Source organism: Acidovorax sp. NPDC077693, assembly GCF_044542805.1.
Lineage (GTDB): Bacteria > Pseudomonadota > Gammaproteobacteria > Burkholderiales > Burkholderiaceae_C > Acidovorax.
Genome location: NZ_JBITVD010000001.1, coordinates 393,861 through 418,414 on the forward strand (window position 1 = coordinate 393,861; position 24,554 = coordinate 418,414).

General features: G+C 67.5%; 23 protein-coding genes. 17 read left to right on the forward strand and 6 right to left on the reverse strand.

Translation table 11 applies throughout. From position 1 onward, the window contains the following. Positions 1–116 precede the first annotated feature (116 nt). The gene (locus ACIGHN_RS01785; RefSeq protein WP_396503016.1) at positions 117–1,046 is read left to right on the forward strand and encodes a LysR substrate-binding domain-containing protein; all 930 of its coding nucleotides are present in this window, start codon (positions 117–119) and stop codon (positions 1,044–1,046) included. Positions 1,047–1,166: 120 nt separating this feature from the next. On the opposite strand, the gene ACIGHN_RS01790 is transcribed toward ACIGHN_RS01785, so the two are convergent. After that, positions 1,167–2,507: a glycerate kinase gene (locus tag ACIGHN_RS01790; RefSeq protein WP_396503017.1), complete on the reverse strand. Its 1,341-nt coding sequence runs from the start codon at positions 2,505–2,507 to the stop codon at positions 1,167–1,169. Positions 2,508–2,720: 213 nt separating this feature from the next. Between ACIGHN_RS01790 and ACIGHN_RS01795 the strand changes: the two genes are divergently transcribed. Both ACIGHN_RS01795 and ACIGHN_RS01800 read left to right on the forward strand, forming a co-directional pair. Continuing rightward, entirely contained in the window at positions 2,721–4,001 is a 1,281-nt protein-coding gene (locus ACIGHN_RS01795; protein WP_396503018.1) for a C4-dicarboxylate transporter DctA, read from the forward strand. 42 nt (positions 4,002–4,043) lie between these two features. Beyond that, positions 4,044–4,871, forward strand: coding sequence for a transporter substrate-binding domain-containing protein (locus ACIGHN_RS01800; protein WP_396503019.1), 828 nt, complete (start codon positions 4,044–4,046; stop codon positions 4,869–4,871). Here ACIGHN_RS01800 and ACIGHN_RS01805 read toward each other — a convergent pair. Then, a complete protein-coding gene (locus ACIGHN_RS01805) occupies positions 4,839–4,973 on the reverse strand; it encodes a hypothetical protein (protein ID WP_268753254.1) in 135 nt (44 codons plus the stop codon). The two genes, ACIGHN_RS01800 and ACIGHN_RS01805, sit on opposite strands and share 33 nt — an antisense overlap. Here ACIGHN_RS01805 and ACIGHN_RS01810 point away from each other — a divergent pair. The 5 genes from ACIGHN_RS01810 (at position 4,972) to ACIGHN_RS01830 (ending at position 10,870) form a co-directional block, all read left to right on the forward strand. Further along, positions 4,972–6,816 (forward strand): methyl-accepting chemotaxis protein, encoded by a 1,845-nt coding sequence (locus ACIGHN_RS01810; protein ID WP_396503020.1) that lies wholly within the window; start codon positions 4,972–4,974, stop codon positions 6,814–6,816. The two genes, ACIGHN_RS01805 and ACIGHN_RS01810, sit on opposite strands and share 2 nt — an antisense overlap. 47 nt (positions 6,817–6,863) lie before the next feature. Beyond that, positions 6,864–7,556 carry a GntR family transcriptional regulator gene (locus tag ACIGHN_RS01815; RefSeq protein ID WP_396503021.1) on the forward strand — a complete coding sequence of 231 codons (693 nt, stop codon included), beginning with the start codon at positions 6,864–6,866 and terminating at the stop codon, positions 7,554–7,556. A 223-nt stretch (positions 7,557–7,779) separates the two neighbouring features. Next, a complete protein-coding gene (locus tag ACIGHN_RS01820; protein WP_396503022.1) occupies positions 7,780–9,264 on the forward strand; it encodes an NCS1 family nucleobase:cation symporter-1 in 1,485 nt (494 codons plus the stop codon). Positions 9,265–9,283: 19 nt separating this feature from the next. Continuing rightward, a complete protein-coding gene (locus ACIGHN_RS01825; protein WP_396503023.1) occupies positions 9,284–10,051 on the forward strand; it encodes an aspartate/glutamate racemase family protein in 768 nt (255 codons plus the stop codon). Positions 10,052–10,102: 51 nt separating this feature from the next. Beyond that, the gene (locus ACIGHN_RS01830) at positions 10,103–10,870 is read left to right on the forward strand and encodes a GntR family transcriptional regulator (RefSeq protein WP_056161529.1); all 768 of its coding nucleotides are present in this window, start codon (positions 10,103–10,105) and stop codon (positions 10,868–10,870) included. 25 nt (positions 10,871–10,895) lie between these two features. Here ACIGHN_RS01830 and ACIGHN_RS01835 read toward each other — a convergent pair whose 3' ends face one another. Then, positions 10,896–11,432, reverse strand: coding sequence for a hypothetical protein (locus ACIGHN_RS01835; protein ID WP_396503024.1), 537 nt, complete (start codon positions 11,430–11,432; stop codon positions 10,896–10,898). Positions 11,433–11,750: 318 nt separating this feature from the next. On the opposite strand from ACIGHN_RS01835, the gene ACIGHN_RS01840 reads away from it, so the two are divergent. Both ACIGHN_RS01840 and ACIGHN_RS01845 read left to right on the forward strand, forming a co-directional pair. Beyond that, positions 11,751–13,238 carry a nucleobase:cation symporter-2 family protein gene (locus ACIGHN_RS01840; RefSeq protein ID WP_396503025.1) on the forward strand — a complete coding sequence of 496 codons (1,488 nt, stop codon included), beginning with the start codon at positions 11,751–11,753 and terminating at the stop codon, positions 13,236–13,238. Between the two features lie 175 nt (positions 13,239–13,413). After that, positions 13,414–15,720 (forward strand): NADP-dependent malic enzyme, encoded by a 2,307-nt coding sequence (locus tag ACIGHN_RS01845; protein ID WP_056161526.1) that lies wholly within the window; start codon positions 13,414–13,416, stop codon positions 15,718–15,720. A 322-nt stretch (positions 15,721–16,042) separates the two neighbouring features. On the opposite strand, the gene ACIGHN_RS01850 is transcribed toward ACIGHN_RS01845, so the two are convergent. Beyond that, positions 16,043–16,861 (reverse strand): HDOD domain-containing protein, encoded by an 819-nt coding sequence (locus tag ACIGHN_RS01850; RefSeq protein WP_056415836.1) that lies wholly within the window; start codon positions 16,859–16,861, stop codon positions 16,043–16,045. A 335-nt stretch (positions 16,862–17,196) separates the two neighbouring features. On the opposite strand from ACIGHN_RS01850, the gene ACIGHN_RS01855 reads away from it, so the two are divergent. From ACIGHN_RS01855 to ACIGHN_RS01865, 3 genes are all read left to right on the forward strand, one after another. Continuing rightward, positions 17,197–18,228, forward strand: coding sequence for an ABC transporter substrate-binding protein (locus tag ACIGHN_RS01855; RefSeq protein ID WP_396503026.1), 1,032 nt, complete (start codon positions 17,197–17,199; stop codon positions 18,226–18,228). 115 nt (positions 18,229–18,343) lie between these two features. After that, on the forward strand, positions 18,344–19,168 hold the full coding sequence (locus ACIGHN_RS01860; protein ID WP_396503027.1) for an ABC transporter ATP-binding protein: 825 nt from the start codon (positions 18,344–18,346) through the stop codon (positions 19,166–19,168). Positions 19,169–19,192: 24 nt separating this feature from the next. After that, positions 19,193–19,960: an ABC transporter permease gene (locus ACIGHN_RS01865; RefSeq protein ID WP_056161518.1), complete on the forward strand. Its 768-nt coding sequence runs from the start codon at positions 19,193–19,195 to the stop codon at positions 19,958–19,960. Between the two features lie 70 nt (positions 19,961–20,030). On the opposite strand, the gene ACIGHN_RS01870 is transcribed toward ACIGHN_RS01865, so the two are convergent. Together ACIGHN_RS01870 and ACIGHN_RS01875 are read right to left on the reverse strand one after the other, a co-directional pair. After that, positions 20,031–20,660 (reverse strand): hypothetical protein, encoded by a 630-nt coding sequence (locus ACIGHN_RS01870; RefSeq protein ID WP_396503028.1) that lies wholly within the window; start codon positions 20,658–20,660, stop codon positions 20,031–20,033. Next, complete coding sequence (locus ACIGHN_RS01875) at positions 20,657–21,157, reverse strand: hypothetical protein (protein WP_396503029.1); 501 nt, start codon at positions 21,155–21,157, stop codon at positions 20,657–20,659. Before ACIGHN_RS01875 ends, ACIGHN_RS01870 begins: the two co-directional genes overlap by 4 nt. 156 nt (positions 21,158–21,313) lie before the next feature. On the opposite strand from ACIGHN_RS01875, the gene ACIGHN_RS01880 reads away from it, so the two are divergent. From ACIGHN_RS01880 to ACIGHN_RS01895, 4 genes are all read left to right on the forward strand, one after another. Then, positions 21,314–22,375, forward strand: a complete 1,062-nt coding sequence (locus ACIGHN_RS01880) for a patatin-like phospholipase family protein (RefSeq protein WP_396503030.1) — start codon at positions 21,314–21,316, stop codon at positions 22,373–22,375. 109 nt (positions 22,376–22,484) lie between these two features. Continuing rightward, positions 22,485–23,543 carry a patatin-like phospholipase family protein gene (locus tag ACIGHN_RS01885; RefSeq protein ID WP_396503031.1) on the forward strand — a complete coding sequence of 353 codons (1,059 nt, stop codon included), beginning with the start codon at positions 22,485–22,487 and terminating at the stop codon, positions 23,541–23,543. Between the two features lie 231 nt (positions 23,544–23,774). After that, positions 23,775–23,903, forward strand: coding sequence for a hypothetical protein (locus ACIGHN_RS01890; RefSeq protein WP_396503032.1), 129 nt, complete (start codon positions 23,775–23,777; stop codon positions 23,901–23,903). Between the two features lie 168 nt (positions 23,904–24,071). Next, positions 24,072–24,539, forward strand: a complete 468-nt coding sequence (locus tag ACIGHN_RS01895) for a ribosomal protein L7/L12 (protein WP_396503033.1) — start codon at positions 24,072–24,074, stop codon at positions 24,537–24,539. Positions 24,540–24,554 lie beyond the last annotated feature (15 nt).

The window sequence follows — 24,554 nt, forward strand, 5'->3', positions numbered from 1 at the left end:
ACTCTAGGCAAGCACCCTTTGCAGCGGAAGGTGGCGGCAGACCATAAAATTTATTCCACACAGGAATACGCCGCAGCACACAGCCGCTGCACCATGCTCTCAAGGAGGCAACTACGATGGACCGGCTCGATGCCATGGAAATGTTTGTGCGGGTGGTGGAGACCGGCAGCTTCACCAAGGTGGCCCGCGAATTCGCCACCACGCAGCCCACGGTGACCAAGCAGATCGCCGCCATGGAGGCACACCTGAAGGTGCGGCTGCTCAACCGGAACACGCGCGGCGTGAGCCTGACCGAGCCCGGCGCGCTGTACTACGAGAAGTGCAAGGCCATCGTGACCGACGTGGCCGATGCCGAGAGCGTGGTGCGCGTGCGCCAGACGCAGGTGCACGGCCAGTTGCGGGTGGGCAGCTCGGTGGCGTTCGGACGGCGCGTGGTGGTGCCGCTGGCGCTGGAGTTCATGGCGCAGAACCCGCAGGTGCAGCTGGACCTGAGCTTCGAGGACCGCTACACCGACCTGGTGGCCCACGGCATCGATGTGGCGATCCGCCTGGGCAAGCTGGCCGACTCGGCCCTGGGTGCGCGCACGCTGGGCATGAACCCCTGGGTGCTGGTGGCCTCGCCTACCTACCTGCGCCGCCACGGCACGCCGCGCCGGCCGTCGGACCTGAAGGACCACGCCACGCTGATCTACAGCAGCGTGCAGGGCAACGACCTGTGGCGGCTGCGCAATGCGAGCGGCGAGGCGGTCTCGGTGCCCGTCACGGGGCGGCTGCGGTCCAACAACCTCTCTGCGCTGCTGGCGGCGGCGCGCGCGCACATGGGCATCGCGGCGCTGCCGCACTACGTGGCGGTGGAGTCGCTGGCGGCAGGGCGCGTGGTGGAGGTGCTCAAGACCTGCCGCCTGCCCGAACAGGAGATCCATGCGGTGTACCCGTCACCGCGGCTGGTGCCGCAGAAGGTGCAGGCGTTCGTCGCGTTTTTGCAGGGGCGGTTTGGCAAGGACTGGGTGGCTGCGTTGCCGCGGGAGGGGGCGGCGAGGAAGTAAAGGATGGCTGGGAGATGGCGAGGGTTCGCCCTGGGGAGAGGGGTTAAGGATCAGGCACAACGCCAGCCCAAAACCCAGCACCTTATCGCCCTGCAGTCCAGGCCCAGCCAGCGCCAGCCGCTACAAAATCAGGATCGCCCGGAAGTCATTGACGTTCGTGTGCGTGGGCCCGGTGACGACCAGGTCGCCCAGCGCATCGAAGTAGCCGTACGCATCGTTGCGGTCCAGGCCGTCCGCAATGCGCAGGCCCTGTGCCGTGGCGCGCGCCAGGGTGTCGGGCGCCACGCGGGCTCCGGCGTTGTCTTCCACGCCGTCGATGCCGTCGGTATCTGCCGCCAAGGCCCACACGCCCGCCTGGCCCTGCAGCGCCTGCGCGAGCCCCAGGCAGAACTCGCCCGCGCGGCCGCCCCGGCCCTTGGGGGCGCCCGGTGCGCGCGGGCGGACCGTGACGGTGGTCTCGCCCCCCGAGAGGATCACGCAGGGCCGCGCAAAGGGCTGGCCGTGGCGCGCCACGGCCCGTGCCAGCGCCGCGTGCACCTTGCCCACCTCGCGCGATTCGCCCTCGATCTCGTCGGACAGGATGTACGCCGGCACACCCGCCGCCCGCGCGGCCTCGGCTGCTGCCTCCAGCGACTGCTGGGGCGTGGCCGTCATGTGCACGGCGTGGCCTGCGAAGACGGCATCGCCGGGCTTGGGGGTTTCGAGGTCACCGGCCTGCAGCGCAGCGCGCACGCTGGTCGGGATGTCGATGTGATAGCGCGCCAGGATGGCGAGGGCGTCGGCGCAGGTGGTGGCGTCGGGCACAGTGGGGCCGCTGGCGATGACCGAGGGGTCGTCGCCCGGCACGTCGCTGATGGTGAGCGTGACCACGCGCGCGGGTGCGCAGGCCGCCGCCAGCCGCCCGCCCTTGATGCGCGAGAGGTGCTTGCGCACGCAGTTCATTTCATCGATGGCGGCGCCGCTCTCGAGCAGCGCCTTGTTGATGCGCTGCTTGTCTTCGAGAGTGAGGCCGTCGGCTGGCAGCGTGAGCAAGGCCGAGCCGCCGCCCGAGATCAGGCACAGGACCAGGTCGTTTTCCGTCAAACCCTGAGTGAGCGCCAGGATGCGCTGCGCGGCATCGAGCCCCGCCGCATCGGGCACCGGGTGCGCGGCCTCGACCACCTCGATGCGCTGCGGCAGGCCATCCGGCCGGGGCGGCGTGTGGTGGTAGCGCGTCACCACCAGGCCCGACAGCGGCGCATCGGCCGGCCACAGCGCCTCCACTGCCTGGGCCATGGCGCCACCGGCCTTGCCGGCGCCCAGCACCAGGGTGCGCCCGCCGCTCTCCGGGCTGGGCGGGGCGGGCAGGAAGGCGGCCGTGTTGTGCAGCGGCAGCGCGCGGCGCACGGCCACGCGGTACAGGTATTCGAGGAATTCGCCGCTCTGGCGAACGGGGTCGGGCACGTTGTGGTCAGCGGTCATGGTGGTCTCCGCGGGCGATTGTGCGGCACCCGGCCGGCCGATACCCTGCGCGCAAGTCAAAAGAACTTCAACCGTCCACCCCCGGGGTGCAGGGGCGTGCAGCGCCGCCATCGGGGGATAACCCTATGTTCTGGTGCGCAACACTTGCCTACATTTCTTGTATGCAAGATTGATCGCAGTGCCACTTCCTCCTTTTTTCCGCAAAGGGTTCCCATGCTCCGCTTCCTCAACTCCTTGTTCGGCCGGGTGATCCTGGCCTTGATTGCCGGCGTGGCCGTCGGGCTGTTCTGGCCCGACACGGCCGTGCAGCTCAAGCCGCTGGGCGACGGCTTCATCAAGCTCATCAAGATGCTGATTCCGCTCATCGTCTTCTGCGTGGTGGTGCATGGCATCGCCGGCACGGGTGACTTGAAGCGGGTGGGCCGGGTGGGCATCAAGTCGCTCATCTACTTCGAGGTGGTCACCTCCATCGCACTGGTGCTGGGCCTGGCGCTTGCGTTCTGGTTCGAGCCCGGTGTCGGCATGAATGTGGACCCGAGCGCGCTGGACCCCAAGGCCATGGGGGCCTATGCGGAAAACGCCAGCAAGCTCACGGGCGGCGGCTTCAGCGACTTCCTGCTCAAGCTCATCCCCACCAGCGCCGTGAGCGCATTCGCCAACGGCGACGTGCTGCAAGTGCTGCTGTTCTCCATCATCTTCGGCTGCGCGCTGGCGCTGCTGGGCGAGCGCGGCGCGCGCATCACCAGCCTGATCGAAGACCTGTCGCACGTGCTGTTCAAGACCATGGGCCTGATCATCAAGCTGGCGCCGCTGGGCGTGCTGGGTGCCATCGCGTTCACGGTGGGCAAGTACGGCATCGGCTCGCTCAAGCAGCTGGGCATGCTGGTGGTGCTGTTCTATGCGGCCGTGTTCATCTTCGTGGTGGTGGTGCTGGGCCTCATCATGCGGATCTCGGGCTTCAGCCTGTTCAAGCTGCTGCGCTACCTGCGCGAAGAACTGGCCGTGGTGTTCGCCACCACGTCGTCCGACAGCGTGCTGCCCCAGATCATGGCCAAGCTCAAGCACATGGGCATCCGCGACTCGACCGTGGGCCTGGTGATCCCCACGGGCTACTCGTTCAACCTGGACGCGTTCTCGATCTACATCACGCTGGCGGCCGTGTTCATCGCACAGGCCACGAACACGCCCATCACCATGACCGACCTGCTGACCATCCTGGCGATATCGCTGGTTACCTCCAAGGGCGCGCACGGCGTGCCGGGCTCGGCCATCGTGGTGCTGGCGGCCACGCTGCATGCGATCCCGGCCATTCCGGCCATCGGGCTGGTGCTGGTGCTGTCGGTGGACTGGTTCATGGGCATTGCCCGTGCCCTGGGCAACCTGATCGGCAACTGCGTGGCCACGGTGGCCATCGCTGCATGGGAGGGCGACATCGACCGCGAACGCGCCCATGCCGTGCTGGACGGCCGCGAGCCCCAATCCACACGCAAATGATGGTGGCACGACGACCACGTGCCCACTCCACAGGAAAATCACATGGCTGCCCCGCACTCCCCGACGCGTCGCCTGCTGATCGCAGGCGCCACTGGCCTCTCCACCTTGAGCTGGACGGGGGCCAGTGCCCAGGGCACCGGCAAATCAGACCAGCTGGAAAAAATCCTGCAGAACAAAACACTTCGTGTCGCCGTTCCGCAAGAATTTCCTCCTTTCGGGTTTACCAACAAAGGTGTTCTGGATGGTTTCGACATCACCATCGCGCGCATGCTGGCGGCCGACCTGAAGGTGGCGCTCAAGCCCCTGCCGGTGGCCAGTGCGGACCGGATACCGGCCCTGCTCGAAGACCGTGTCGATGTGATCATCTCCAGCCTGGGCAAGACGGCAGAGCGCGAAAAGCAGATCGATTTTTCGTCGTCCTATGCGCCCACCTACATGGGCATTTTCAGCGACGCGAATTCCGGCATCGCCGACGCCGCGGCACTCAAAGGCCGCAAGGTGGGCGTCGTGCGCGGCAGCCTGGAAGAAGCCGAGCTGAAGGCCCAGGCCCCCCAGGCCACCGCCATGGCGTTCGACAGTTCGGCCCCCCTGCTGGAGGCTTATGCGCGCCGCAGCATCGATGCCTTCGCCGCAGGCAATGTGGTGGCCGAGTCCATTCCCGATGTCGCCATGCGTGAGCGCGTGCGGCGGCTGGCCGTGCTGCGCCAGAGCCATTGCTACATCGGCGTGCGCAAGCAAGAGCCCAGGCTCCTGGCCCGGATCGAAGCGTTTCTGTCCCAGGCACGGTCGTCCCAGGCCCTCATGGTCAATGCCATCCATTGGTTCAGGCACAGCCTGTCACCAGACATGTTTCGCGATGGCAAGAGTTGACTGACGCCCGTATACCGCCACCAGATCGTGGCGCAGGATGCGGGCACTGCGAGCCGACGCATACTGCGCCTCACCGCCCCACAGGCCCAGGAACAGTTCCATGATCACCTCGCTTCGCACCCGCATCCTGCTCATCACCACCGCAGCCGTCACCGTGGCCCTGGCGCTCACGGGCGCGGCCACCTACACCATCGTGCGGTCCGCCACGCTGCAGACCATCGAGGAGAACCTCGCCGCCATCGCCTCGGGCAACACGCTGGCCATCGAGAAATGGGTGGCCGCCAAGGCCACGGCCGTGACGGCCACAGCCGCCGTGGTCGAGCCCGGCGACCCCAAGGGCCTGGTGCTGCACATGAACAAGTCCGGCGGCTTTCCGGTGACCACGGGCGGCTGGCAGGACAAGACCTGGGTGTCGAGCAGCAGCACCACGCCGCCCACCTACGACCCCACCGCCCGCCCCTGGTACAAGAGCGCGCTGCAGGCCGGCAAGCTGGTGGTGACCAAGCCATATGGCGATGCCTCCACCGGCGAGCCCTTCGTGTCGTTCGCCGCACCCATCCTGCGCGATGGCACGGCGCAGGGCGCGATCAGCGGCGCCGTGCCGCTCAAGGGCGTGCAGGAGGTCGTGGCCGCCGTGCACCCCACGCCCAGCAGCCTGGGCTTCGTGATCGACAAGGACGGGCTGGTGCTGGCCCACCCCGATGCACAGCGCATGCTCAAGCCGGTGGCAGAGCTGTCCGCCGCGCTCACGCCCGCCGTGGTGTCCACGCTGCAGGGCGCGAGCCACTCGCTCGAAGCCGAACTCAACGGCGCGCCCAAGCTGCTGCGCGCACTGCCCGTGCAGGGCACGGACTGGCTGCTGGTGGCGGCGCTGGACAAGGCCGAGGCCACGGCGGGCCTTGCCAGCGTGGTGCGTACCTCGGCCGTCGCCATCGTGCTGCTGGTGCTGGCCGCGGCCGGCGTCACCGCGCTGCTCACCGCGCAGTCGTTCCGCCGCCTCTCGCAGGTGCGCGATGCGATGGATGAAGTCGGCTCGGGCAGCGGCGACCTCACGCACCGCCTGCCCGTGCAGGGGCGCGACGAGGTGGCGCAGATCGCCATGTCGTTCAACAGCTTCGTGGACAAGATCGGCACCGTCCTGCAGGACGTGCGCCAGGGCGTGGAGTCGATGAAGACCGCCACCGACGAGATCAAGGCCGGCAACCAGGACCTGTCCAACCGCACCGAAGGCTCGGCCAGCGCGCTGCAGGAAACCTCCGCCTCGCTGTCGCAGCTGACGGTCACCGTCAAGCAGTCGGCCGAGGCGGCCGCACAGGCCACGCGCCTGGCCAACTCGGCCAGCGCCACGGCCATGCGGGGTGGTGATGTGGTGGCGGGCGCGGTGAGCACGATGGACGAGATCTCGGCCGCCTCGGCCAAGATCGGCGAGATCATCGGCGTGATCGACTCCATCGCGTTCCAGACCAACATCCTCGCGCTGAACGCGGCGGTGGAGGCAGCCCGTGCCGGTGAGAATGGCCGTGGCTTCGCCGTGGTGGCCAGCGAGGTGCGCAGCCTGGCCCACCGCAGCGCGACGGCCGCCAAGGAGATCAAGACGCTGATCGACGCCTCGGGCGCGAGCGTGGCCACCGGCACGCAGCGCGTGCAGGCCGCAGGCAAGACCATGGGCGAGATCGTGCAGGACATCCAGCGGGTGGCGCAGATCATCGGCGAGATCAACGGCTCGATGAACGAACAAAGCGCGGGCATCGGCCAGATCAACCAGGCCGTGGCCGAGATGGACCGCTCGACACAGCAAAATGCCGCATTGGTGGAACAATCCACCGCAGCGTCCTCCGTCCTGAACGAACAAGCCCACCACCTGGCACGCACCGTGGCGGGCTTCAAGCTCGACGGCGATCACTCCAGCACCCCTTCCACCCAGCGTCTGGCGCTACCGCGCTGACGCCGTCAGCACGCATTGACGACCCCCAGCACCGCACACCGCCCTCCATGAGCATCAGCCCCAACCAGATCGCACAACAGGTGGTCGAATCCATCCTGGCCCAGAAACTGTCCCCCGGCGAGCGCCTGGGCGAACAGGAGCTGGCCGACCTGTTCGGCGTGAGCCGCACCCTGGTGCGCGAGGCGCTGATGCAACTGCAGGCGCGTGGCTTCGTCGAGGTGCGCCCGCGCCGCGGCTGGTATGTGGTGGAGCCGTCGGTGGAAGACGCGCGCGATGCGTTCTCGGCCCGGCGCATCATCGAATCGGGCATCCTGGCAGACGCCGGGCGGCCCCTGCAGTCGGTCACGCCCCGCCTGCGCGCCCACATCGCCGAGGAGCAGCAGGCCATCGACGGCGCGGACGCGGCCACGCGCGCGTTCCTGCTGGCGGACTTCCACGTCTGCCTGGCCGAGAGCATGGGCCACCGCAGCCTGAGCGACATCCTGCGCGACCTGACGGCGCGCACCACGCTCGCGGCATCGCTGTACCAGTCGCGGCACGAGGCCAGCCAGTCGTGCGCCGAGCACGAAGCCATCGTCGAGGCGCTGGAAGCCGGCGACACCACCCTGGCGCGCGAGCGCCTGCTGGCCCACATCGGCCATGTGGAAGCGGCGCTGAACCACGACCAGCCCATGGTGCGCGACCGGCTGCGCGACTCGCTCACCCCACTGCCCGGTGCGCGGTCCAGCGCCGAGGGCTGACCCGCTCTCCCCCCAAGGTTTCCCACGCAGCAGCCGCCCCGGCCTCCACGGCCCGGGCGGTTTTTGTTTATTCCACGCGTTCGTGTGCATGCGGGTAAACCCCTGGCAATTCGTGCACCGACGGCGTTTTATTGCACCCATTTTTTGTATACAAATATAGGGTACAAAATTATCCAGGCCGCAGATGCCCGGAATCCATCCTTTTCCACACGAGGAGACACCCGTGAACACAGCCGTCAGCAGCACACCCTTGACGGCGGGCACCGAGCCCGCCGGCCCGCACCATGGCAACGCCCTGATCAAGCCGGGCTACGACCCGCGCCTGACCAACGAGGACCTGGCGCCGCTCAAACGCCAGACCTGGGGCCAGTACAACATCTTCGCGTTCTGGATGTCCGACGTGCACAGCGTGGGCGGCTACATCACGGCGGGCAGCCTGTTCGCACTGGGCCTGTCGAGCTGGCAGGTGCTGGTGGCGCTGCTCGTGGGCATCGTCATCGTGCAGTTCTTCTGCAACCTGGTGGCCAAGCCCAGCCAGGTGACCGGCACGCCCTACCCCGTGATCTGCCGCGCTTCGTTCGGGGTGCTGGGCGCCAACATCCCGGCCATCATCCGCGGGCTGATCGCAGTGGCGTGGTACGGCATCCAGACCTACCTGGCGTCCGGCGCGTTTTTGCTGCTGACGCTGCATTTCTTTCCCGGCCTGGCGCCGTATGCGGACGTCACGCAGCACGGCTTTGCGGGCCTGTCCAGCCTGGGCTGGCTGGCGTTCATGGTGATGTGGGTGCTGCAGGCGCTGGTGTTCTGGCACGGCATGGAGGCGATCCGCAAGTTCATCGACTGGGCGGGCCCCGCGGTGTACGTGGTGATGGCAGTGCTGTGCGGCTGGCTGGTGTGGAAGGCGGGCTGGAAGAACATCGACCTGAACCTGGGCGGCATCAAGTTCCAGGGCTGGGACGCGGTGCCCGTGATGCTCTCGGCCATTGCGCTGGTGGTGAGCTACTTCAGCGGACCGATGCTGAACTTCGGCGACTTCTCGCGCTACGGCAAAAGCTTCGATGCAGTGAAGAAGGGCAACTTCTGGGGCCTGCCGGTCAACTTCGTGTTCTTCTCGCTGCTGACGGTGGTGACCACGGCGGCCACGCTGCCGGTGTTCGGCGAGCTGATCACCGACCCGGTGCACACCGTGGGCAAGATCGACAGCACCACCGCGGTGGTGCTGGGCGCGCTGACCTTCATGATCGCCACCGTGGGCATCAACATCGTGGCCAACTTCGTGTCGCCCGCGTTCGACTTTTCCAACGTGGCGCCGCAGCACATCAGCTGGCGCACGGGCGGGATGATCGCTGCCGTGGGCTCGATCTTCATCACGCCCTGGAACCTGTACAACAACCCCGAGGTGATCCACTACACGCTCGATGTGCTGGGCTCCTTCATCGGCCCGCTGTTCGGCATCCTGATCGCCGACTACTACTGCGTGCGCCGCCAGCAAGTGCTGGTGGACGACCTCTACACCATGAACAGCCGCGGCGCCTACTGGTACAGCAAGGGCTACAACCCGCGCGCCATCTGGACGCTCATCCCCGCGGCCCTCGTGCCCATCCTGTGCGTATTCGTGCCCGTGCTGCGGCCGGCCGCCAACTACGCCTGGTTCATCGGCATGGGCCTGGGCTTCGTCATCTACCTGGCGTTGAACCGCAAGAACTGAAAAAAGAAAGAACGAATCCGTGCGCATCAAGATCATCAACCCCAACACCACCTGGAGCATGACCGAGAAGATCGGTGCCTGCGCACGCGCCGTGGCGCGGCCCGGCACCGAGGTGCTGGCGGTGAGCCCTGCCATGGGCCCGGCCTCCATCGAGAGCCACTACGACGAGGCACTGGCCGTGCCCGGCCTGCTGCAGGAGATCGCGGCCGGCGAGCGCGACGGAATGGACGGCTATGTGATCGCCTGCTTCGGCGACCCGGGCCTCAAACCCGCGCGCGAGCTGGCGCACGGCCCGGTGGTGGGCATCGCCGAGGCGGCCATGCACATGGCCAGCATGGTGGGCTCGAAGTTCTCGGTGGTGACCACACTCTCCCGCACCATGGGCCAGGCCTGGCACCTGGCCGAGATCTACGGCATGCAGCGCTTTTGCGCCAACGTGCGGGCCTGCGAGCTGCCGGTGCTGGAGCTTGAAGTGCCGGGCTCGAACGCGCGCGAGCGCATCACCGAAGAATGCCGCCGCGCGCTGGCCGAAGACGGCTGCGACACGCTGGTGCTGGGCTGCGCGGGCATGGCCGACCTGTGCGAGCACATTTCGCAAGCGCTGGGCGTTCCGGTGATCGACGGCGTGGCGGCCGCCACGTCCATGGTCGAATCGCTGGTGCTGCTGGGCCTTCGCACCAGCAAGCACGGCGAGCTGGCGCGGCCCCTGCCGAAGGCCATGGCGGGCGCGCTGGCGGGTTTTGCGCTGCAGCCTGCCACGGCGGTGCGCCTGCCGCGCGCAGCTTGAATGGGGGTCTGCGAGGATGGGCCGCACCGCCCATCCAGGCCACAATCGGGCATGCCCCGCGCCCGATCCAGCACCCGCACCGCCGCCCCTCCCGACACCGCGCCTGAGCCCGTGGAGGGCGTGCTGGCCCCGGCGGACGATCGCCTGGCATCCACCGAGAGCATTGCGCAGGACCTGGCCACCGCCATCGTCGAAAAGCGCCTGCCGCCCGGCACCTGGCTGCGCGAGGAAGCGCTGGGCCGCGTCTACACCGTAAGCCGCACCAAGATCCGCGCGGCGCTGGTGATGCTGTCCAAGGACAAGCTGATCGAGATCATCCCCGACAAGGGCGCTTTCGTGAGCCGCCCGAGCGTGCAGGACGCACGCGAGGTGTTCGCCGTGCGGCGCGTGCTCGAGAGCGAGGTCGTGCGCCTGTTCGTGGCCACGGCCGGCGACGCCGACTACCAGCTGCTGGAGCAGCACATCCGCTTCGAGCGCGCGGCGCTGCGGGGCAGCACCACCACCGGCCGCGTGCGCGAAAAGCTGCTGGGCGACTTCCACGTGGTGCTGGCCGAGGCCACGGGCAACCGCACGCTGGCCGAGCTGGTGCGGGAGCTGGTGGCGCGCAGTTCCTTGATCGCCATGCTCTACCACTCGTCGAACGACCCGCACTGCTCGTCGGAAGAACACGCGGACTTCCTGCAGCTGTGCCGCGCCGGCGATGCCGAGGCCGCCGTGGCCAGCATGATGGAGCACCTGCGGCGCATCGAGGCCAACCTGGAGCTCGACACCGGGCGGCCCGACCGCCAGACGGACCTGGTCAAGGCCTTGCTGGCCTGAGCCTTTTCAGGCCCGGAGAACCCAGTCAGGGCCGCGCCGCGTGGTGCGCATTCTGCGCATCCACGCAGCCTTTTTGCAGCACGCGCAGCAGCAGTTGCATGCCGCTGGCGTGCACCCAGTTCTGCGCTTCCAGCACCGACACGGCGGCTTCCTGCCTGTGCGCGAGTCCCGTGGCCACGTTCACGTCGAAGGTGGCATCCGCCCGGTCGTTGGCCAGCGTGACGGCAGCCCCCAGCAGCGGGATGTCAAAGGACGGGCGCGGCCCGGCCTTGCCGTCCACGTCGATGCGCAGCACGCAGCCGGTCAACAGCTCGTAGCTCCAGCGGCGCTCGGCGTGCGCTTCACCACCCAACACGTTCATGTGCGCCAGCCGCTGGCCCTGCGTCATCGTGAACGGGTCGAGCGCGGGTGCGTCCTGCTGGGGATAGCCGTCCATGCAGGCCGCACCCGCCACCACCATGCCCACGGCCAGCGCCAGGCGCCAGCGGGCCAGCGCGCCCGCGGGTGGGCGGGCATCAGCGGCATCAGCGGCAAGGGAGGTTCGGAGCGGGGGCAGGTTCATGGAGCGGGCGTGTGGGGATGAGCAGTCGCTGCGGCGGCTGCGCAGCAGGTGCGACGCCACAGCGGTGGCGCAGTCACGGCGCAGCGGCGAGCCGCGATTGTAAAAAAGCGCCTGCCTCCACCACCCGAAACCCCTGCCTCGCCGCGGCCTTTTGCCTGCGCACCGGCCCCGGTCGGGCGCCCGCACCTAGGGTTTACCGTAGTCAACGGATCCGGCAATGTGTATACACTTTTTGTATGGATCGTTGTGCACCAAAGATGGGTGCCACGCACATGCACGCAGATCCCCACACCGCGCCCCACCTGAAGGAGATTTCCCATGCAACCGTCTGTGCACCCCGTGGACGAACACCTGCCCCTGGGGCGCCTGACCGCGCTGGGGTTGCAGCATGTGCTGGTGATGTATGCCGGCGCGGTGGCCGTGCCGCTCATCGTCGGGCGCGCGCTCAACCTCACGCCCGACCACGTGGCCAAGCTGATCTCGGCCGACCTCTTCGTGTGCGGGCTGGTCACGCTGATCCAGGCGCTGGGCGCCACGCAGTGGTTCGGCATCCGCCTGCCGGTGATGATGGGCGTGACCTTCGCCTCGGTGGCACCCATGGTGTCCATGGCGCAGAGCACCAGCGGCACGGCGGGCGCAGGGCTGATCTTCGGCTCGGTGATCGGCGCGGGGGTGGTGTCCATCCTGATCGCGCCACTGGTCAGCCGCATGCTGCGGTTCTTTCCGCCGGTGGTCACCGGCACCATCATCGCGGTCATCGGCATCAGCCTGATGCGCGTGGGCATCAACTGGATCTTCGGCAACCCCGTGGGGCCCACCGCGCCCAGCGTGGTGAACCCCGAGCACCTCAAGTGGCTGACCGAGATGCAGTCGGCCGCCGGTGCGCCGGGCTCGTCGCTGCCGCCGGTGCCCAAGGGCTTTGCGGTGGTGCCCACGGTGCCCAACCCCCGCTACGCGGACCTCACGGGCGTGGGCATCTCGGCGGTGGTGCTGGTGTCCATTTTGCTCATCGCCAAGTTCGCACGCGGCTTCATCGCCAACATCTCGGTGCTGCTGGGCATCGTGATCGGCGCCGTCATCGCGGTGGCCATGGGCCTGATGTCGTTCGAGAAGGTGGCCAAGGCGCAGTGGTTCGACTTCGTGCTGCCGTTCGAGATCGCAGGGCCGGTGTTCGACCCCATATTGATCCTGACCATGACGCTCGTGATGATCGTGGTGATGATCGAGTCGACCGGCATGTTCCTCGCGCTGGGCGAGATGACGGACCGCAAGATCGAGCAGGCCGACCTCACACGCGGCCTGCGCACCGACGGCCTGGGCACGCTGCTGGGCGGCATCTTCAACACCTTTCCGTACACCAGCTTCTCGCAGAACGTGGGCCTGGTGGCCGTGACCGGCGTCAAGAGCCGCTTCGTCTGCGTGGCCGGCGGCGTGATCCTGATCGTGCTGGGCGTGCTGCCCAAGATGGCAGCACTGGTCGAGTCGCTGCCCACCATGGTGCTGGGCGGCGCGGGCCTGGTGATGTTCGGCATGGTGGCGGCCACGGGCATCCGCATCCTGGGCGGGGTGGACTTCAAGCACAACCGCTTCAACGCGATGATCGTGGCCGTGTCCATCGGCGTGGGCATGATCCCGCTGATCGCGCCGAGCTTTCGCCAGTGGATGCCGCATGCGATCCACCCGCTGATCGAATCCGGTATCCTGCTGGCCTCGATCACGGCCGTGGCCCTGAACGTTTTCTTCAATGGCGCCAGCCGCGACACCTCCGCCGCTGTGAACGCCGCACGCCAGGCCGACGCCCACTAGCGTCCCGCCGCCCGCTGCCAGAAAGCGCTGCCGCCCCCACCGTGATGACCCCCTTGCAGCGAGGCTGCCAGGGGGTTTTGGCTTCATGCTGCATACGCATAAACCGCCATGCCAGCCACCCGTGCCATCGGGTACCCTTGTTTTGCATTCCGCCGAAGACTTCCAGGATTTCCGTATGACCCAGAAACTTTCCGCCGCCGAAGAGGCGCTGCGCGACGCCGCGCGTGAATACCACCGCAACCCCACCCGGGGCAAGATTGCGGTGACCCCCACCAAGCCCCTGTCCAACCAGCGCGACCTGTCGCTGGCGTATTCGCCCGGCGTGGCCTACCCGTGTCTGGATATCCAGGCCGACCCGTCCAAGGCGTTCGACTACACCTCGCGCGGCAACCTGGTGGGCGTGATCACCAACGGCACGGCCGTGCTGGGCCTGGGCGACATCGGCCCGCTGGCCGGCAAGCCGGTGATGGAAGGCAAGGGCTGCCTGTTCAAGAAGTTCGCCGGCGTGGACGTGTTCGACATCGAGCTGGCCGAGCGCGACCCGGACAAGCTGGTCGAGATCATCGCGGCGATGGAGCCCACGCTGGGCGGCATCAACCTGGAAGACATCAAGGCGCCCGAGTGCTTCTACATCGAGCAGCAGCTCAGTGCGCGCATGAACATCCCGGTGTTCCATGACGACCAGCACGGCACGGCCATCATCTCCAGCGCTGCGCTGCTCAACGGCCTGGAGCTGGTGGGCAAGGAGATCGGCGCGGTCAAAATCGCCGTGTCCGGCGCTGGCGCCGCCGCCATTGCCTGCGTGGACGTGATGGTGGGCCTGGGCGTCAAGCGCGAGCACATCTTCATGGTGGACTCCAAGGGCGTGATCTGGGATGGCCGCCCCGGCGGGCTGGACGCCTCCAAGCAGCGCTATGCGCAAAAGACCGAGGCCCGCACACTGGCCGACGTGGTCGACGGCGCCGACGTGTTCCTGGGCTGCTCGGCACCCGGCGTGCTCACGGCCGAGATGGTCAAGACCATGGCTCCCAAGCCCATCATCCTGGCGCTGGCCAACCCCGAGCCGGAGATCCGCCCCGAACTGGCCAAGGCCATCCGCCCGGACTGCATCATCGCCACGGGCCGCTCGGACTACCCGAACCAGGTCAACAACGTCCTGTGCTTCCCGTACATCTTCCGCGGCGCGCTGGACTGCGGCGCGACCAAGATCACCGAGGCGATGAAGCTCGCCTGCGTGCGCCAGATCGCCGACCTGGCCAAGGCCGACATCAGCGAGGAAGTGGCCAGCGCCTATGCAGGCAAGGAGCTGACCTTCGGCCCCGACTACCTGATCCCCACGCCGTTCGACTCGCGCCTGATTTTGAAGATTGCGCCGGCCGTGGCCAAGGCCGCTGCAGAGTCCGGCGTGGCCACGCGCCCCATCGAGGACATGGAAGCGTACAAGGAAGCCCTGTCGCGCTTCGTGTATCAAACCGGCATGCTGATGCGCCCCGTGATCACGGCGGCCAAGGCCCTGCCCGAGGGCCAAAAGCGCGTGGCCTACGCCGACGGTGAAGACGAGCGCGCACTGCGCGCCGCGCAAATGGCCATCGACGACAAGATCGCCCACCCCATCCTCATCGGCCGCCCTGCCGTCATTGCCGCGCGCATCGAGAAAGCCGGCCTGCGCATGCGGCTGGGCAAGGACGTCGAGGTCTGCAACCCCGAGGACGACCCGCGCTTTCGCCAGTACTGGGAGCACTACCACCAGCTCAACCAGCGCAACGGTGCGACGCCGGAGGTGGCCAAGGCTGCGGTGCGCCGCTCCAACACCATCATCGCCTCGCTGATGGTGTCGCTGGGCGATGCCGACGCGATGATCTGCGGCCTGGTGGGCACGTATGAGACGCACCTGGAGCGCATCCACAGCATCCTGGGCCGCCAGGCAGGCGTGAACGACTACGCGGCGCTGAACGCGCTGATGACCGACCGCGGCACGCTGTTCATCGCCGATACCTATGTGAACGAGAACCCCACGGCCCAGCAGCTGGCGGACATCGCCTGGATGTCGGTGCAGGAGGTGCAGCACTTCGGCCTGCCCGCCAAGGTGGCGTTCCTGTCGCATTCGAGCTACGGCTCGTCCAAGCGCCCCTCGGCCCGCAAGATGCGCGAAGCGCGCGACCTGTTCGTGGCCGCCCACCCCGAGATCGAGTGCGACGGCGAACTGCACGGCGACGCCGCGCTGGACCCGAACATCCGCAACGTGTACATGGCGGAATCCACGCTCAGCGACTCGGCCAACCTGCTGATCTGCCCGAACCTGGATGCCGCCAACATCCTGTACAACGTGCTCAAGACCACGACCAGCGGCGGTGTGACGGTGGGCCCCATCCTGATGGGCGGCGCAGCCACCGCCTACATCCTGACCCCCGCGGCCACGGTGCGCCGGGTGTTCAACATGACGGCCCTGGCGGTGGCCAGCGCTGCATCGCGCAAGAGCTGATCTGCAGCAGCGCACCAACGACAAAGGGGGCTTCGGCCCCCTTTTGTCGTTTCAGTCATTCATAGCACTGCGCGCCACCCACATCGCACGAAACTGGCGCGGCCCCAGCCAGGGCCCCCGTGCAAGGGCCGCCTAGGCGCGGAGGCGGCGCTTCGCTTGCGTGCACCGGGGGCGTCCCCCTCCCGACGCGCGCAGCGAGTCGAGAGAGGGGCTGAGGGCCGCGGCTCCAAGCCTGCCTGCGCAGGCTTGGACGTGCCGGAAGAGCCACCGCCTCTGGCGGTGGCACCGAGGCGCGAAGCGACTCAGGGGGTGCTCTCAGCCTCTAGCGCACAGACACATCCACATAGTCCGCCACCGGTGGCAGGTGCTCTGCCAGCCAGGCCGAATCCAGCTGCAGCGCCTGCTTGATCTCGGCAGGCAGGCTGGCGATGGTGTCGGCCGGCGACATGGGCTCTTCCAGCCCGATCTCGGCCAGCAGCGTGGCCACGTGCAGGATGCCGCCCAGCCGGCAGAACGGGGTGGTGGCGACGGGGTCCTCGGCCGTCTCCAGCGCCTGCACGATGGTGTCCGGAAAGCGCCAGCGCCGGGCCAGCTCGGCCGTGACCTGCGCCTCGGTAAACCCGAGCAGCGTGCGCTCGCGCTCCCAGCGGCCGCCGGCATGGTGGGGCAGTTGCTCGATGGCCGGGATCTGCTCGGGTGCCTTCTGCGCAATGATCAGTTCGCCCAGCCGCACCAGAAAGCCCGCCAGCCACGACTCCTGCACGTTGGAGCCCAGCGTGCGCGCCAGCCACTGCGAATAGCCCGCAATCGCCATGCTCTCCTTCCAGAAGGCCTCGGCGTCCACGCCGGGCGCGTCCTTGAACACGCCGGACATGCACGACGCCAGCGCCAGCGTGCGCACCTGGTTCAGGCCGACCATGGTGATGGCGTCGTCCAGCGACGCCACCTGGCGCGGCAGGCCGAAGCGGGCACTGTTGGCCAGGCGGATCAGCTTGGCGGTGAGCGCCGGGTCCTTGGAGATGGCGCCGCGCACTTTTTCAAAGGGGATGTCATCGTCCTTCATGGTGGCGATGAGCTCGCGCGCCACATCGGGGATGGTGGGTAGTTGCACGTTTTCGAAGAATGCCTGGATGTCCGCCATGAAAAGCCCTCCCAAGGACTGTGCTGGTGATGAGGACTTTTGTTGTACCACCGGCGCGCACCGGCTGCCTGCGCGTTTGCCCCAATGTGCCGTGCCGCACACGGTGCCGTGCCCCGACGCGGTGCACCCACAGGCCATGCACCATTTCGGGAAAGCATCTAGAGCCGCATGCACCAAACTGGCGAACAATAGCCCGCACCCCCTCCCCGCTCCGGTGAAACCGGGCATCGTTTTTGCTGACTGAAACAGCATGGCATGCTGCGAGCCCTCGGCCCCGCCCGCGGAGCATGTCCGGCATGCCTTCCCTTCGACGACCTCTGACAGGAACCTTTTCCATGAACAAACGCACCCTCCTGCAAGCCGCCCTGCTGCTGGCCACGGCCAGTACCTTCTCCACCGCCCACGCACAGACCACCACGCCGATCAAGTTCCAGCTCGACTGGCGCTTCGAGGGACCTTCAGCCCTGTTCCTGCAGCCGGTGGCCAAGGGCTACTTCAAGGCCGCGGGCCTGGATGTGATGGTGGACGCGGGCAACGGCTCGGGCGGCGCCGTGCAGCGCGTGGCCTCGGGCACCTATGACATGGGCTTTGCCGACTTGGCCGCCGTGATGGAGTTCCACGCCAACAACCCCGACGCGCAGAACAAGCCCGTGGCGGTGATGATGGTCTACAACAACACGCCCGCCTCGGTCATGGCGCTCAAGAAGAGCGGCATCACCAAGCCGGCCGACCTGGCCGGCAAGAAGCTCGGCGCCCCGGTGTTCGACGCCGGCCGCCGCGCGTTCCCGATCTTCCAGAAGGCCAACGGCGTGGGCAGCGTGCAGTGGACCGCCATGGACCCGCCGCTGCGCGAGACCATGCTGGTGCGCGGCGACGTGGACGCCATCACCGGCTTCACCTTCACCTCGCTGCTCAACCTGGAAGCCCGCGGCGCCAAGGCCGCCGACGTGGTGGTGCTGCCCTATGCCGACTTCGGCGTGAAGCTGTACGGCAACGTGATCATCGCGTCGCCGAAGCTCATCAAGGAGAACCCGGCCGCGATCAAGGCCTTCCTGGCCGCCTTCACAAAGGGCGCCAAGGAAGTCATCGCCAACCCGGCCGCTTCCATCGAGCACGTGAAGGCACGTGACGGCATCGTGAACGTGCCGCTCGAAACCCGCCGCCTGCAACTGGCCATCGACACCGTCATCAACAGCCCCGACGCACGCGCCGAAGGCTTCGGCAAGGCCGTGCCCGGCCGCCTGTCGCTGATGGCGTCGCAAGTGTCCGATGCGTTCAACACCAAGACCCGGGTGAACGCCGACTACGTGTGGAACGCGAGCTTCCTCCCTAGCACCGCCGACCTGAACATCCTGCCGAAGAAGTAAGGCCGGTGCGCCACGGAAGCCTGCGCGGAGACCACGCACAGGCTTACTATCAAAACAATAGCTGCTAGCGCTTACCCATCAAGCGGTAGCGGCCATTTTTATTCAAATTCTTCACATGCAGGCTGCTGACTCCTACTTCGTGGACTTCCGCGATGTCTGGCTCGCGTACAACGACGAGCTGCTCGCGCAGAACCACTTCGCCGTCGAGGCCATCGACCTGCAGATCCGGCAGGGCGAGTTCATCGCCATAGTCGGCCCGTCGGGCTGCGGCAAGTCCACCTTCATGAAGTTGGCCACGGGCCTGAAGATGCCGTCGATGGGCAAGATCCTCATCGACGGCCAGCCTGTGACCGGGCCGCTCAAGATATCGGGCATGGCCTTCCAGGCGCCGTCGCTGCTGCCCTGGCGCACCACGGTCGACAACGTGCTGCTGCCGCTCGAGATCGTGGAGCCCCACCGCAGCCAGTTCAAGGCCAAGCGCAAGGAGTACGAGGCCCGCGCCCGCGCCCTGCTGCAGAAGGTGGGTCTGGGCGGCTACGAGGACAAGTTTCCGTGGCAGCTGTCGGGCGGCATGCAGCAGCGCGCCAGCATTTGCCGCGCGCTGATCCACGAACCCAAGATGCTGCTGCTGGACGAGCCCTTCGGCGCGCTCGACGCCTTCACCCGCGAGGAGCTCTGGTGCATCCTGCGCGACCTGCAGGCCGAGCAGAAATTCAACGTGATCCTGGTGACGCACGACCTGCGCGAGTCGGTCTTCCTGGCCGACACCGTGTACGTGATGAGCAAAAGCCCCGGCCGCTTCGTCGTGCAGCGCGACATCGAGCTGCCCCGCCCGCGCGACCTGGAGATCACCTACACCAAGGAGTTCACCGACATCGTGCACGAGCTGCGCGGGCACATCGGTGCAATGCGCAAAACCGGCGCCCCCCTCCAGCAGTAAGAAACCCACAAGGCCCCCACCACCATGCACAAGAAAACTGCGGAGCGCTGGTCCCCCTGGATCCTGCTCGTCGCCATCGTCCTGCTGTGGCAGATCATCTGCTCGGCGTTCAACGTCTCGGAATTCATCTTCCCCAGCCCCTGGGCCATCGGCACGCAGCTGGTCGAGTTCGGAGGCGTGATCGCCGCCCATGCCTGGCGCACCTACTGGGTCACCATGGCGGGCTTCGGCATTGCCATCGTGGTGGGCGTGCTGCTCGGCTTCCTCATCGGCAGCTCGCGCCTGGCGTATGCCGCGGTCTATCCGCTGATGACCGCGTTCAACGCGCTGCCCAAGGCGGCCTTCGTGCCCATCCTGGTGGTGTGGTTCGGCATCGGCGTGGGGCCGGCCATCCTCACCGCATTTCTGATCAGCTTCTTCCCGATCATGGTGAACATCGCCACGGGCCTGGCCACGCTGGAGCCCGAGCTGGAAGACGTGCTGCGCGTGCTGGGCGCCAAGCGCTGGGACGTGCTGGTCAAGGTGGGCCTGCCGCGGTCCATGCCGTACTTCTACGGCTCGCTCAAGGTCGCCATCACGCTGGCCTTCGTGGGCACCACCGTATCGGAAATGACGGCCGCCAACGAAGGCATCGGCTACCTGCTGATCTCCGCCGGCTCGTCCATGCAGATGGGCCTGGCGTTTGCCGGCCTGATGGTGGTGGGCGCCATGGCCATGGTGATGTACGAGCTGTTCAGCTGGGTCGAAAAGCGCACCACGGGCTGGGCACACCGGGGGTCGCAGGGCGAGTGAGCCTCGGGGGCGCGGTCAACGCGCCCCATCCCGCCGTGACCGCCCGCCGGTCACGGCCCGCCCCGCCCGCTCAGGGGAACGAGCGGCGCGCAGGGAACTCGCCGTCCGACTCCCACAGGCCAGGCTGTGACCGGACCCGCACCGTCCAGCCCTGCTTGCCGTGGACATAACGGCGGTAGCTGGTCGTGAAATCCCCATCGCGCGGCTCGCTGCGCACCGCGAGCAACTGGTCTGCAGCCCCCATCCGCACCTTCTTCCACGCTGCCTTGCCCGTCTGGGCCAGCACGATGGGCTGCACCGTGCCGTCCGCAGCGCGGGCCTGCGCGTAGGCCAGGCGGTTGCCCTCCACCTGAACGGGTTTGGTCAGCGGTCCGCTGTAGCTGCCCGCCGGCGCCGTCAAGTCCACCGTCACGAGCACGGTGGGGGTGCGCACGCCGCGCAAAGCGGTACGGTCCAGCTTGGCCAGGGGCGATTCCAGCGTCAGGCTGTCGAGCAATTCGCCTTGGCAACCTCGCAACTGCAACACAGCCGGCGCGCCGCTGGCTTCCTCGCCGCTGGCCCACAGGCGGTCGCGTTCGCTCGGGGTGAACCGCTCGTCGAGCACCAGCTTCACGCGCTGGCAACCCACGGCGACCTGGTCTGCCGCGTGCGCCAGTGCGTGGACGGCGACAAGACAGGCGACAAGTGCCAGGCGCTTCATGAGCGTGGCACCTCGATACCCGCGATAACGCCTTCACTCGCTGCCACAGCCGGCATCAGCACGTCGATCTGCGAGTTGACGTCCTTGTCCAGGTCCACGCTCGCCTTCTCCAGCTCCCGCAGATACCGCTCGGTGTCGTTCTCGTTCGGCGGCGTGAGCTTGGCAATGGCATCGCGCACCTTCATGGTCCCGTACTTCTTCACATACAGCGCCCGCTGCGCGGCATGGCCGTCGTCCATATTGGCAAACACCGCAAAGACGCCCACGGCGCCGGAGACGTTGCCGATTTTGAGCGGCGAATCACGCAAATTGCCCGGGTTGTTGGCACGCCAGGCCAGCGAGCCGCCGACCTTGACCAAGGAGGCGTATGCCACGAACCGACGCCATTGCGCAGGCGTTTTTTCGGCCGCTTTGTTGACGGCAAGGATGGTGGATTGGCTCAGTGGACCACCGGCGATGATGGTGCCGGGGATGACAGCTACGACAGGTTTGACCATGTTGAATGGGTTATGAGGGCAGCCCGAAAAAGGACGTGGCAGTGTAGGTAACGGCGATGCACGGGCCTGTGACAATTTGTTCCGATTGATTGGAAGGGCCGATGGCGTGCCCCTGCCGCTACACTCGCCGCCTCCGTTGAGAACAGGATCCTGCATATGCGGTTGGACAACGTCTTCTTGCGCCCGTTGGCGCTCCTGGTTTGCGCAAGCCTTGCCGCATGCGGCGGCACCGCGCCGACCCAGCCCGCAGCCACTGCGCAGGCCACACCCACCACCACCACGGCAGGCGCCCCCGCAGGAGGCCCCATCAAGGTCGGCATTGCCCTCGGCGGCGGCGCAGCCAAGGGCTTTGCCCACATCGGCGTGATCAAGATGCTGGAGGCCAACGGCTATGCGCCCGCCGTCGTCTCGGGCACCAGCGCAGGCGCCGTGGTGGGCGCGCTGTACGCCAGCGGCATGAATGCCTTTGACATGCAGGAAAAGGCCGTGGCGCTGGACGAGGCCAAGATCCGCGACCTGCAGTTGTCTTCCGGCGGGCTGGTGCTGGGTCAAAAGCTGGAGGACTATGTGAACGAACAGGTGGGCCGCAAGCCGCTCGAGCAGATGGCCAAGCCCTTCGTGGTGGTCTCCACCCGCCTTGAAGACGGCGAGCGCACGGTGTTCGCGCGCGGCAACACCGGGCAGGCCGTGCGCGCATCGAGCAGCGTGCCGGGCGTGTTCCAGCCCGTCACCATCGGCAAGTACCACTTCGTGGACGGCGGCATCGTGAGCCCCGTGCCGGTCGACGCCGCGCGCCAGTTGGGCGCCGACATCGTGATTGCGGTGGACATCTCCAACAAGGCCCGGGGCCAGACGCCGGGCAACATGCTGGGCGCACTGAACCAGTCGATCGCGATCATGGGCCAGAAGCTGGGCGAGGCCGAGCTGGCCCGCGCCGATGTCATCGTCCGCCCCAAGGTGCTGGACATCGGCCCCGCCGACTTCAGCCAGCGCGCCAGCGCCATCGTCGAAGGCGAGAAAGCCGCCCTGGCGGTGATGCCGCAGATCCGTGAGCGCATTGCCCAGCTGCGGGCAGAACGGGCGCGGGCTGCGCAGTTGGCGCAGCAGAAGGTACAAGACGCGGAGTACAAGGCCTGCCTGGAGAAAAGGTCGAGCCTGCAGCGGCTGGCAGGGATGGCGGGCATGGGCGAAGGGTGCCCGCTACCAACAGCCAGGTAAGCAGCGAAACCCTGCCAAGTGGGTGCTGCACGACACCCGTGATCGCGCCTTTGGCTGACACGCCTGCACCAGCAGCCCCATACGATGGTCTTTTCACAAAGGGGCCACCATGGCAAAAGCAATGCGGCGCGCAGCGCCTGGGCGGGTGCAGCTGAATCTGGCGCTGCAAGGTGGCGGCGCACAGGGTGCATTCACCTGGGGCGTGCTGGACCGCCTGCTGGAAGAAGAGGACATCGACATCGGTGCCATCAGCGGCAGCAGTGCCGGTGCGCTCAACGGTGCGGCGCTGACCACCGGCATGGCGCGCGGCGGCCGGGCCGGTGCGCGGGAACATCTGGCCCTGCTGTGGGAGCAGGTGGCGCAGGCGGGCTCGCTGATGACCTTGCTCATGTGGCCCCTGCGCAAGCCCGGCATGGGCGTGTGGGATGACGCGCTGCCCATCCTTTCTCCCTGCCAGACCAACCCCATGGACATGGCGCCGCTGCGCTTCATCCTGAACACCGTGGTGGACGAAGCCCTGCTGCGCGAGGCAGGCGCAGCGCCCAGGCTCTTTGTGAATGCACTGCACGTGCAAAGCGGTGCTGGCCGGGTGTTCGGCCCGGCGGACATGAGCATCGATGCCGTGCTGGCGTCTGCCTGCGCGCCGCTGTCTTACCAGCCGGTGGTGATCGACGGCGAGGCTTACTGGGACGGCAGCTACGCGGCCAATCCCTCGCTGTGGCCGCTGTACGAGGCCCGGCTGGACACCGACATCCTGCTGGTGGAGCTGACCCCGCTGCACCGCGCAGAGACCCCGCTGTCCGCCAAGAACATTCTGAACCGCATCAACGAAGTGGCGTCCGTCAGCGGGCTGGTGTCCGAGCTGCGGGCGCTGGAGGTCATCAACCGCAATGTGCCGGACGCCGACATTCGCATGCACGTGTTGAGCCTGCCCGACCAGCCCGCCGGGCTGCTGGGCACCGAGCCGTCCATCAAGCGCACCGTGGGGCGCGTGCTGTTCGAGATGCTGCGCCAGGACGGCCGGCGTGCCTGCGATGCGTGGTTGGCAGAGCACGGCGGGCAGCTGGGCGAACACTCCACGGTGGACGTGGCACAGCGCTATCTGCGGCCCCACACCCAGGACTGGCAGCAGCGCCAGCCACGGCAGCGGGACCTGGCCCTGTCCTGATCCCGCTTCGCGCGCAGGCCCACCCGTCGACTGGCTGTGTCGCCGGACCACCCCCCTACCCCACAACGCCAGACGGCAGGTACTTCGTCGTGCGGGGCCGGCTGTGGCGCAAGGCCAATCCCGCGCTGCCTGAGGAGGTGCGGGCAGCACTCGTTACGCAACTGATGGATGCCCGACGCGCCCTGCGTGGCAAGCCCTCCGCGGCCCGGTGCGCCCAGGCGCGCGAGCAGGTTGACGAAACAAAAAAAAGCGCTCGGCGAACGCGGACCGGTGTGGTGGACAGACGGTGAGGCGGACTTCAATCGCAAGATGGTGAAGAACACGCCGTACCGGGAATGGTTCGACCTGCTCACCGGCTAAGACCGGGCCTACCGCCGGCTTGATTTCCAATGCAACCAATTCGAGCGCGATCTGGCGCGGCAACCCGGCGTGCCGCGCCCATCGGCGCGGAAAGTGTCTACCCCCCGATCCAGGGGCTGCGTTGCGCATGGTAGAAAGCCCGGTCGCAACCGCTGAACAGGACCTGCCATGCGCCATGCCGGCACCTCTCTCCCGCCCCATGTACTGGCCGCACTCGATGAAGGCCAGACCATCGAAGCCATCAAGCGACTGCGCGCAGCCACGGGCCTGGGCCTCAAGGAGGCCAAGGACCTGATCGATGCGCACCAGCGCGGCGAAGAGCTTGCCACCACCGCGCGGGCCGCATCCCCAGCCCACGTGCCCGACGCCGTGCGCCAGGCCCTGGCCGAGGGCCAGAAGATCGAGGCCATCCGCCTGCTGCGGGACCACGAAGGCCTGGGCCTGAAGGAGGCCAAGGAGCGAGTCGACGCGATCGAGCAGTCCATGGACGAGCCCGCGTCTATCGGCCTGGGTGCTGTGGCGCCCGGGCTGTCGCCGGGCCAGCAGCCCGCCGGCGGGGCGGGCAACTGGATCGTGGTGGCAGTGGTGCTGGTCATCACGGTGGTGGCCTACTTCTGGATGCGCGGCGGGGGCTGAACCCGACCGGCTCTT

Bases quoted from the DNA above. Each gene is read 5' to 3' on its own strand.
- ACIGHN_RS01785 (WP_396503016.1), top strand. From the start codon at position 117: ATGGACCGGCTCGATGCCATGGAAATGTTTGTGCGGGTGGTGGAGACC.
- ACIGHN_RS01790 (WP_396503017.1), bottom strand. From the start codon at position 2,507: ATGACCGCTGACCACAACGTGCCCGACCCCGTTCGCCAGAGCGGCGAA.
- ACIGHN_RS01795 (WP_396503018.1), top strand. From the start codon at position 2,721: ATGCTCCGCTTCCTCAACTCCTTGTTCGGCCGGGTGATCCTGGCCTTG.
- ACIGHN_RS01800 (WP_396503019.1), top strand. From the start codon at position 4,044: ATGGCTGCCCCGCACTCCCCGACGCGTCGCCTGCTGATCGCAGGCGCC.
- ACIGHN_RS01810 (WP_396503020.1), top strand. From the start codon at position 4,972: ATGATCACCTCGCTTCGCACCCGCATCCTGCTCATCACCACCGCAGCC.
- ACIGHN_RS01805 (WP_268753254.1), bottom strand. From the start codon at position 4,973: ATGGAACTGTTCCTGGGCCTGTGGGGCGGTGAGGCGCAGTATGCGTCG.
- ACIGHN_RS01815 (WP_396503021.1), top strand. From the start codon at position 6,864: ATGAGCATCAGCCCCAACCAGATCGCACAACAGGTGGTCGAATCCATC.
- ACIGHN_RS01830 (WP_056161529.1), top strand. From the start codon at position 10,103: ATGCCCCGCGCCCGATCCAGCACCCGCACCGCCGCCCCTCCCGACACC.
- ACIGHN_RS01835 (WP_396503024.1), bottom strand. From the start codon at position 11,432: ATGAACCTGCCCCCGCTCCGAACCTCCCTTGCCGCTGATGCCGCTGAT.
- ACIGHN_RS01840 (WP_396503025.1), top strand. From the start codon at position 11,751: ATGCAACCGTCTGTGCACCCCGTGGACGAACACCTGCCCCTGGGGCGC.
- ACIGHN_RS01845 (WP_056161526.1), top strand. From the start codon at position 13,414: ATGACCCAGAAACTTTCCGCCGCCGAAGAGGCGCTGCGCGACGCCGCG.
- ACIGHN_RS01850 (WP_056415836.1), bottom strand. From the start codon at position 16,861: ATGGCGGACATCCAGGCATTCTTCGAAAACGTGCAACTACCCACCATC.
- ACIGHN_RS01855 (WP_396503026.1), top strand. From the start codon at position 17,197: ATGAACAAACGCACCCTCCTGCAAGCCGCCCTGCTGCTGGCCACGGCC.
- ACIGHN_RS01860 (WP_396503027.1), top strand. From the start codon at position 18,344: ATGCAGGCTGCTGACTCCTACTTCGTGGACTTCCGCGATGTCTGGCTC.
- ACIGHN_RS01865 (WP_056161518.1), top strand. From the start codon at position 19,193: ATGCACAAGAAAACTGCGGAGCGCTGGTCCCCCTGGATCCTGCTCGTC.
- ACIGHN_RS01870 (WP_396503028.1), bottom strand. From the start codon at position 20,660: ATGAAGCGCCTGGCACTTGTCGCCTGTCTTGTCGCCGTCCACGCACTG.
- ACIGHN_RS01875 (WP_396503029.1), bottom strand. From the start codon at position 21,157: ATGGTCAAACCTGTCGTAGCTGTCATCCCCGGCACCATCATCGCCGGT.
- ACIGHN_RS01880 (WP_396503030.1), top strand. From the start codon at position 21,314: ATGCGGTTGGACAACGTCTTCTTGCGCCCGTTGGCGCTCCTGGTTTGC.
- ACIGHN_RS01885 (WP_396503031.1), top strand. From the start codon at position 22,485: ATGGCAAAAGCAATGCGGCGCGCAGCGCCTGGGCGGGTGCAGCTGAAT.
- ACIGHN_RS01895 (WP_396503033.1), top strand. From the start codon at position 24,072: ATGCGCCATGCCGGCACCTCTCTCCCGCCCCATGTACTGGCCGCACTC.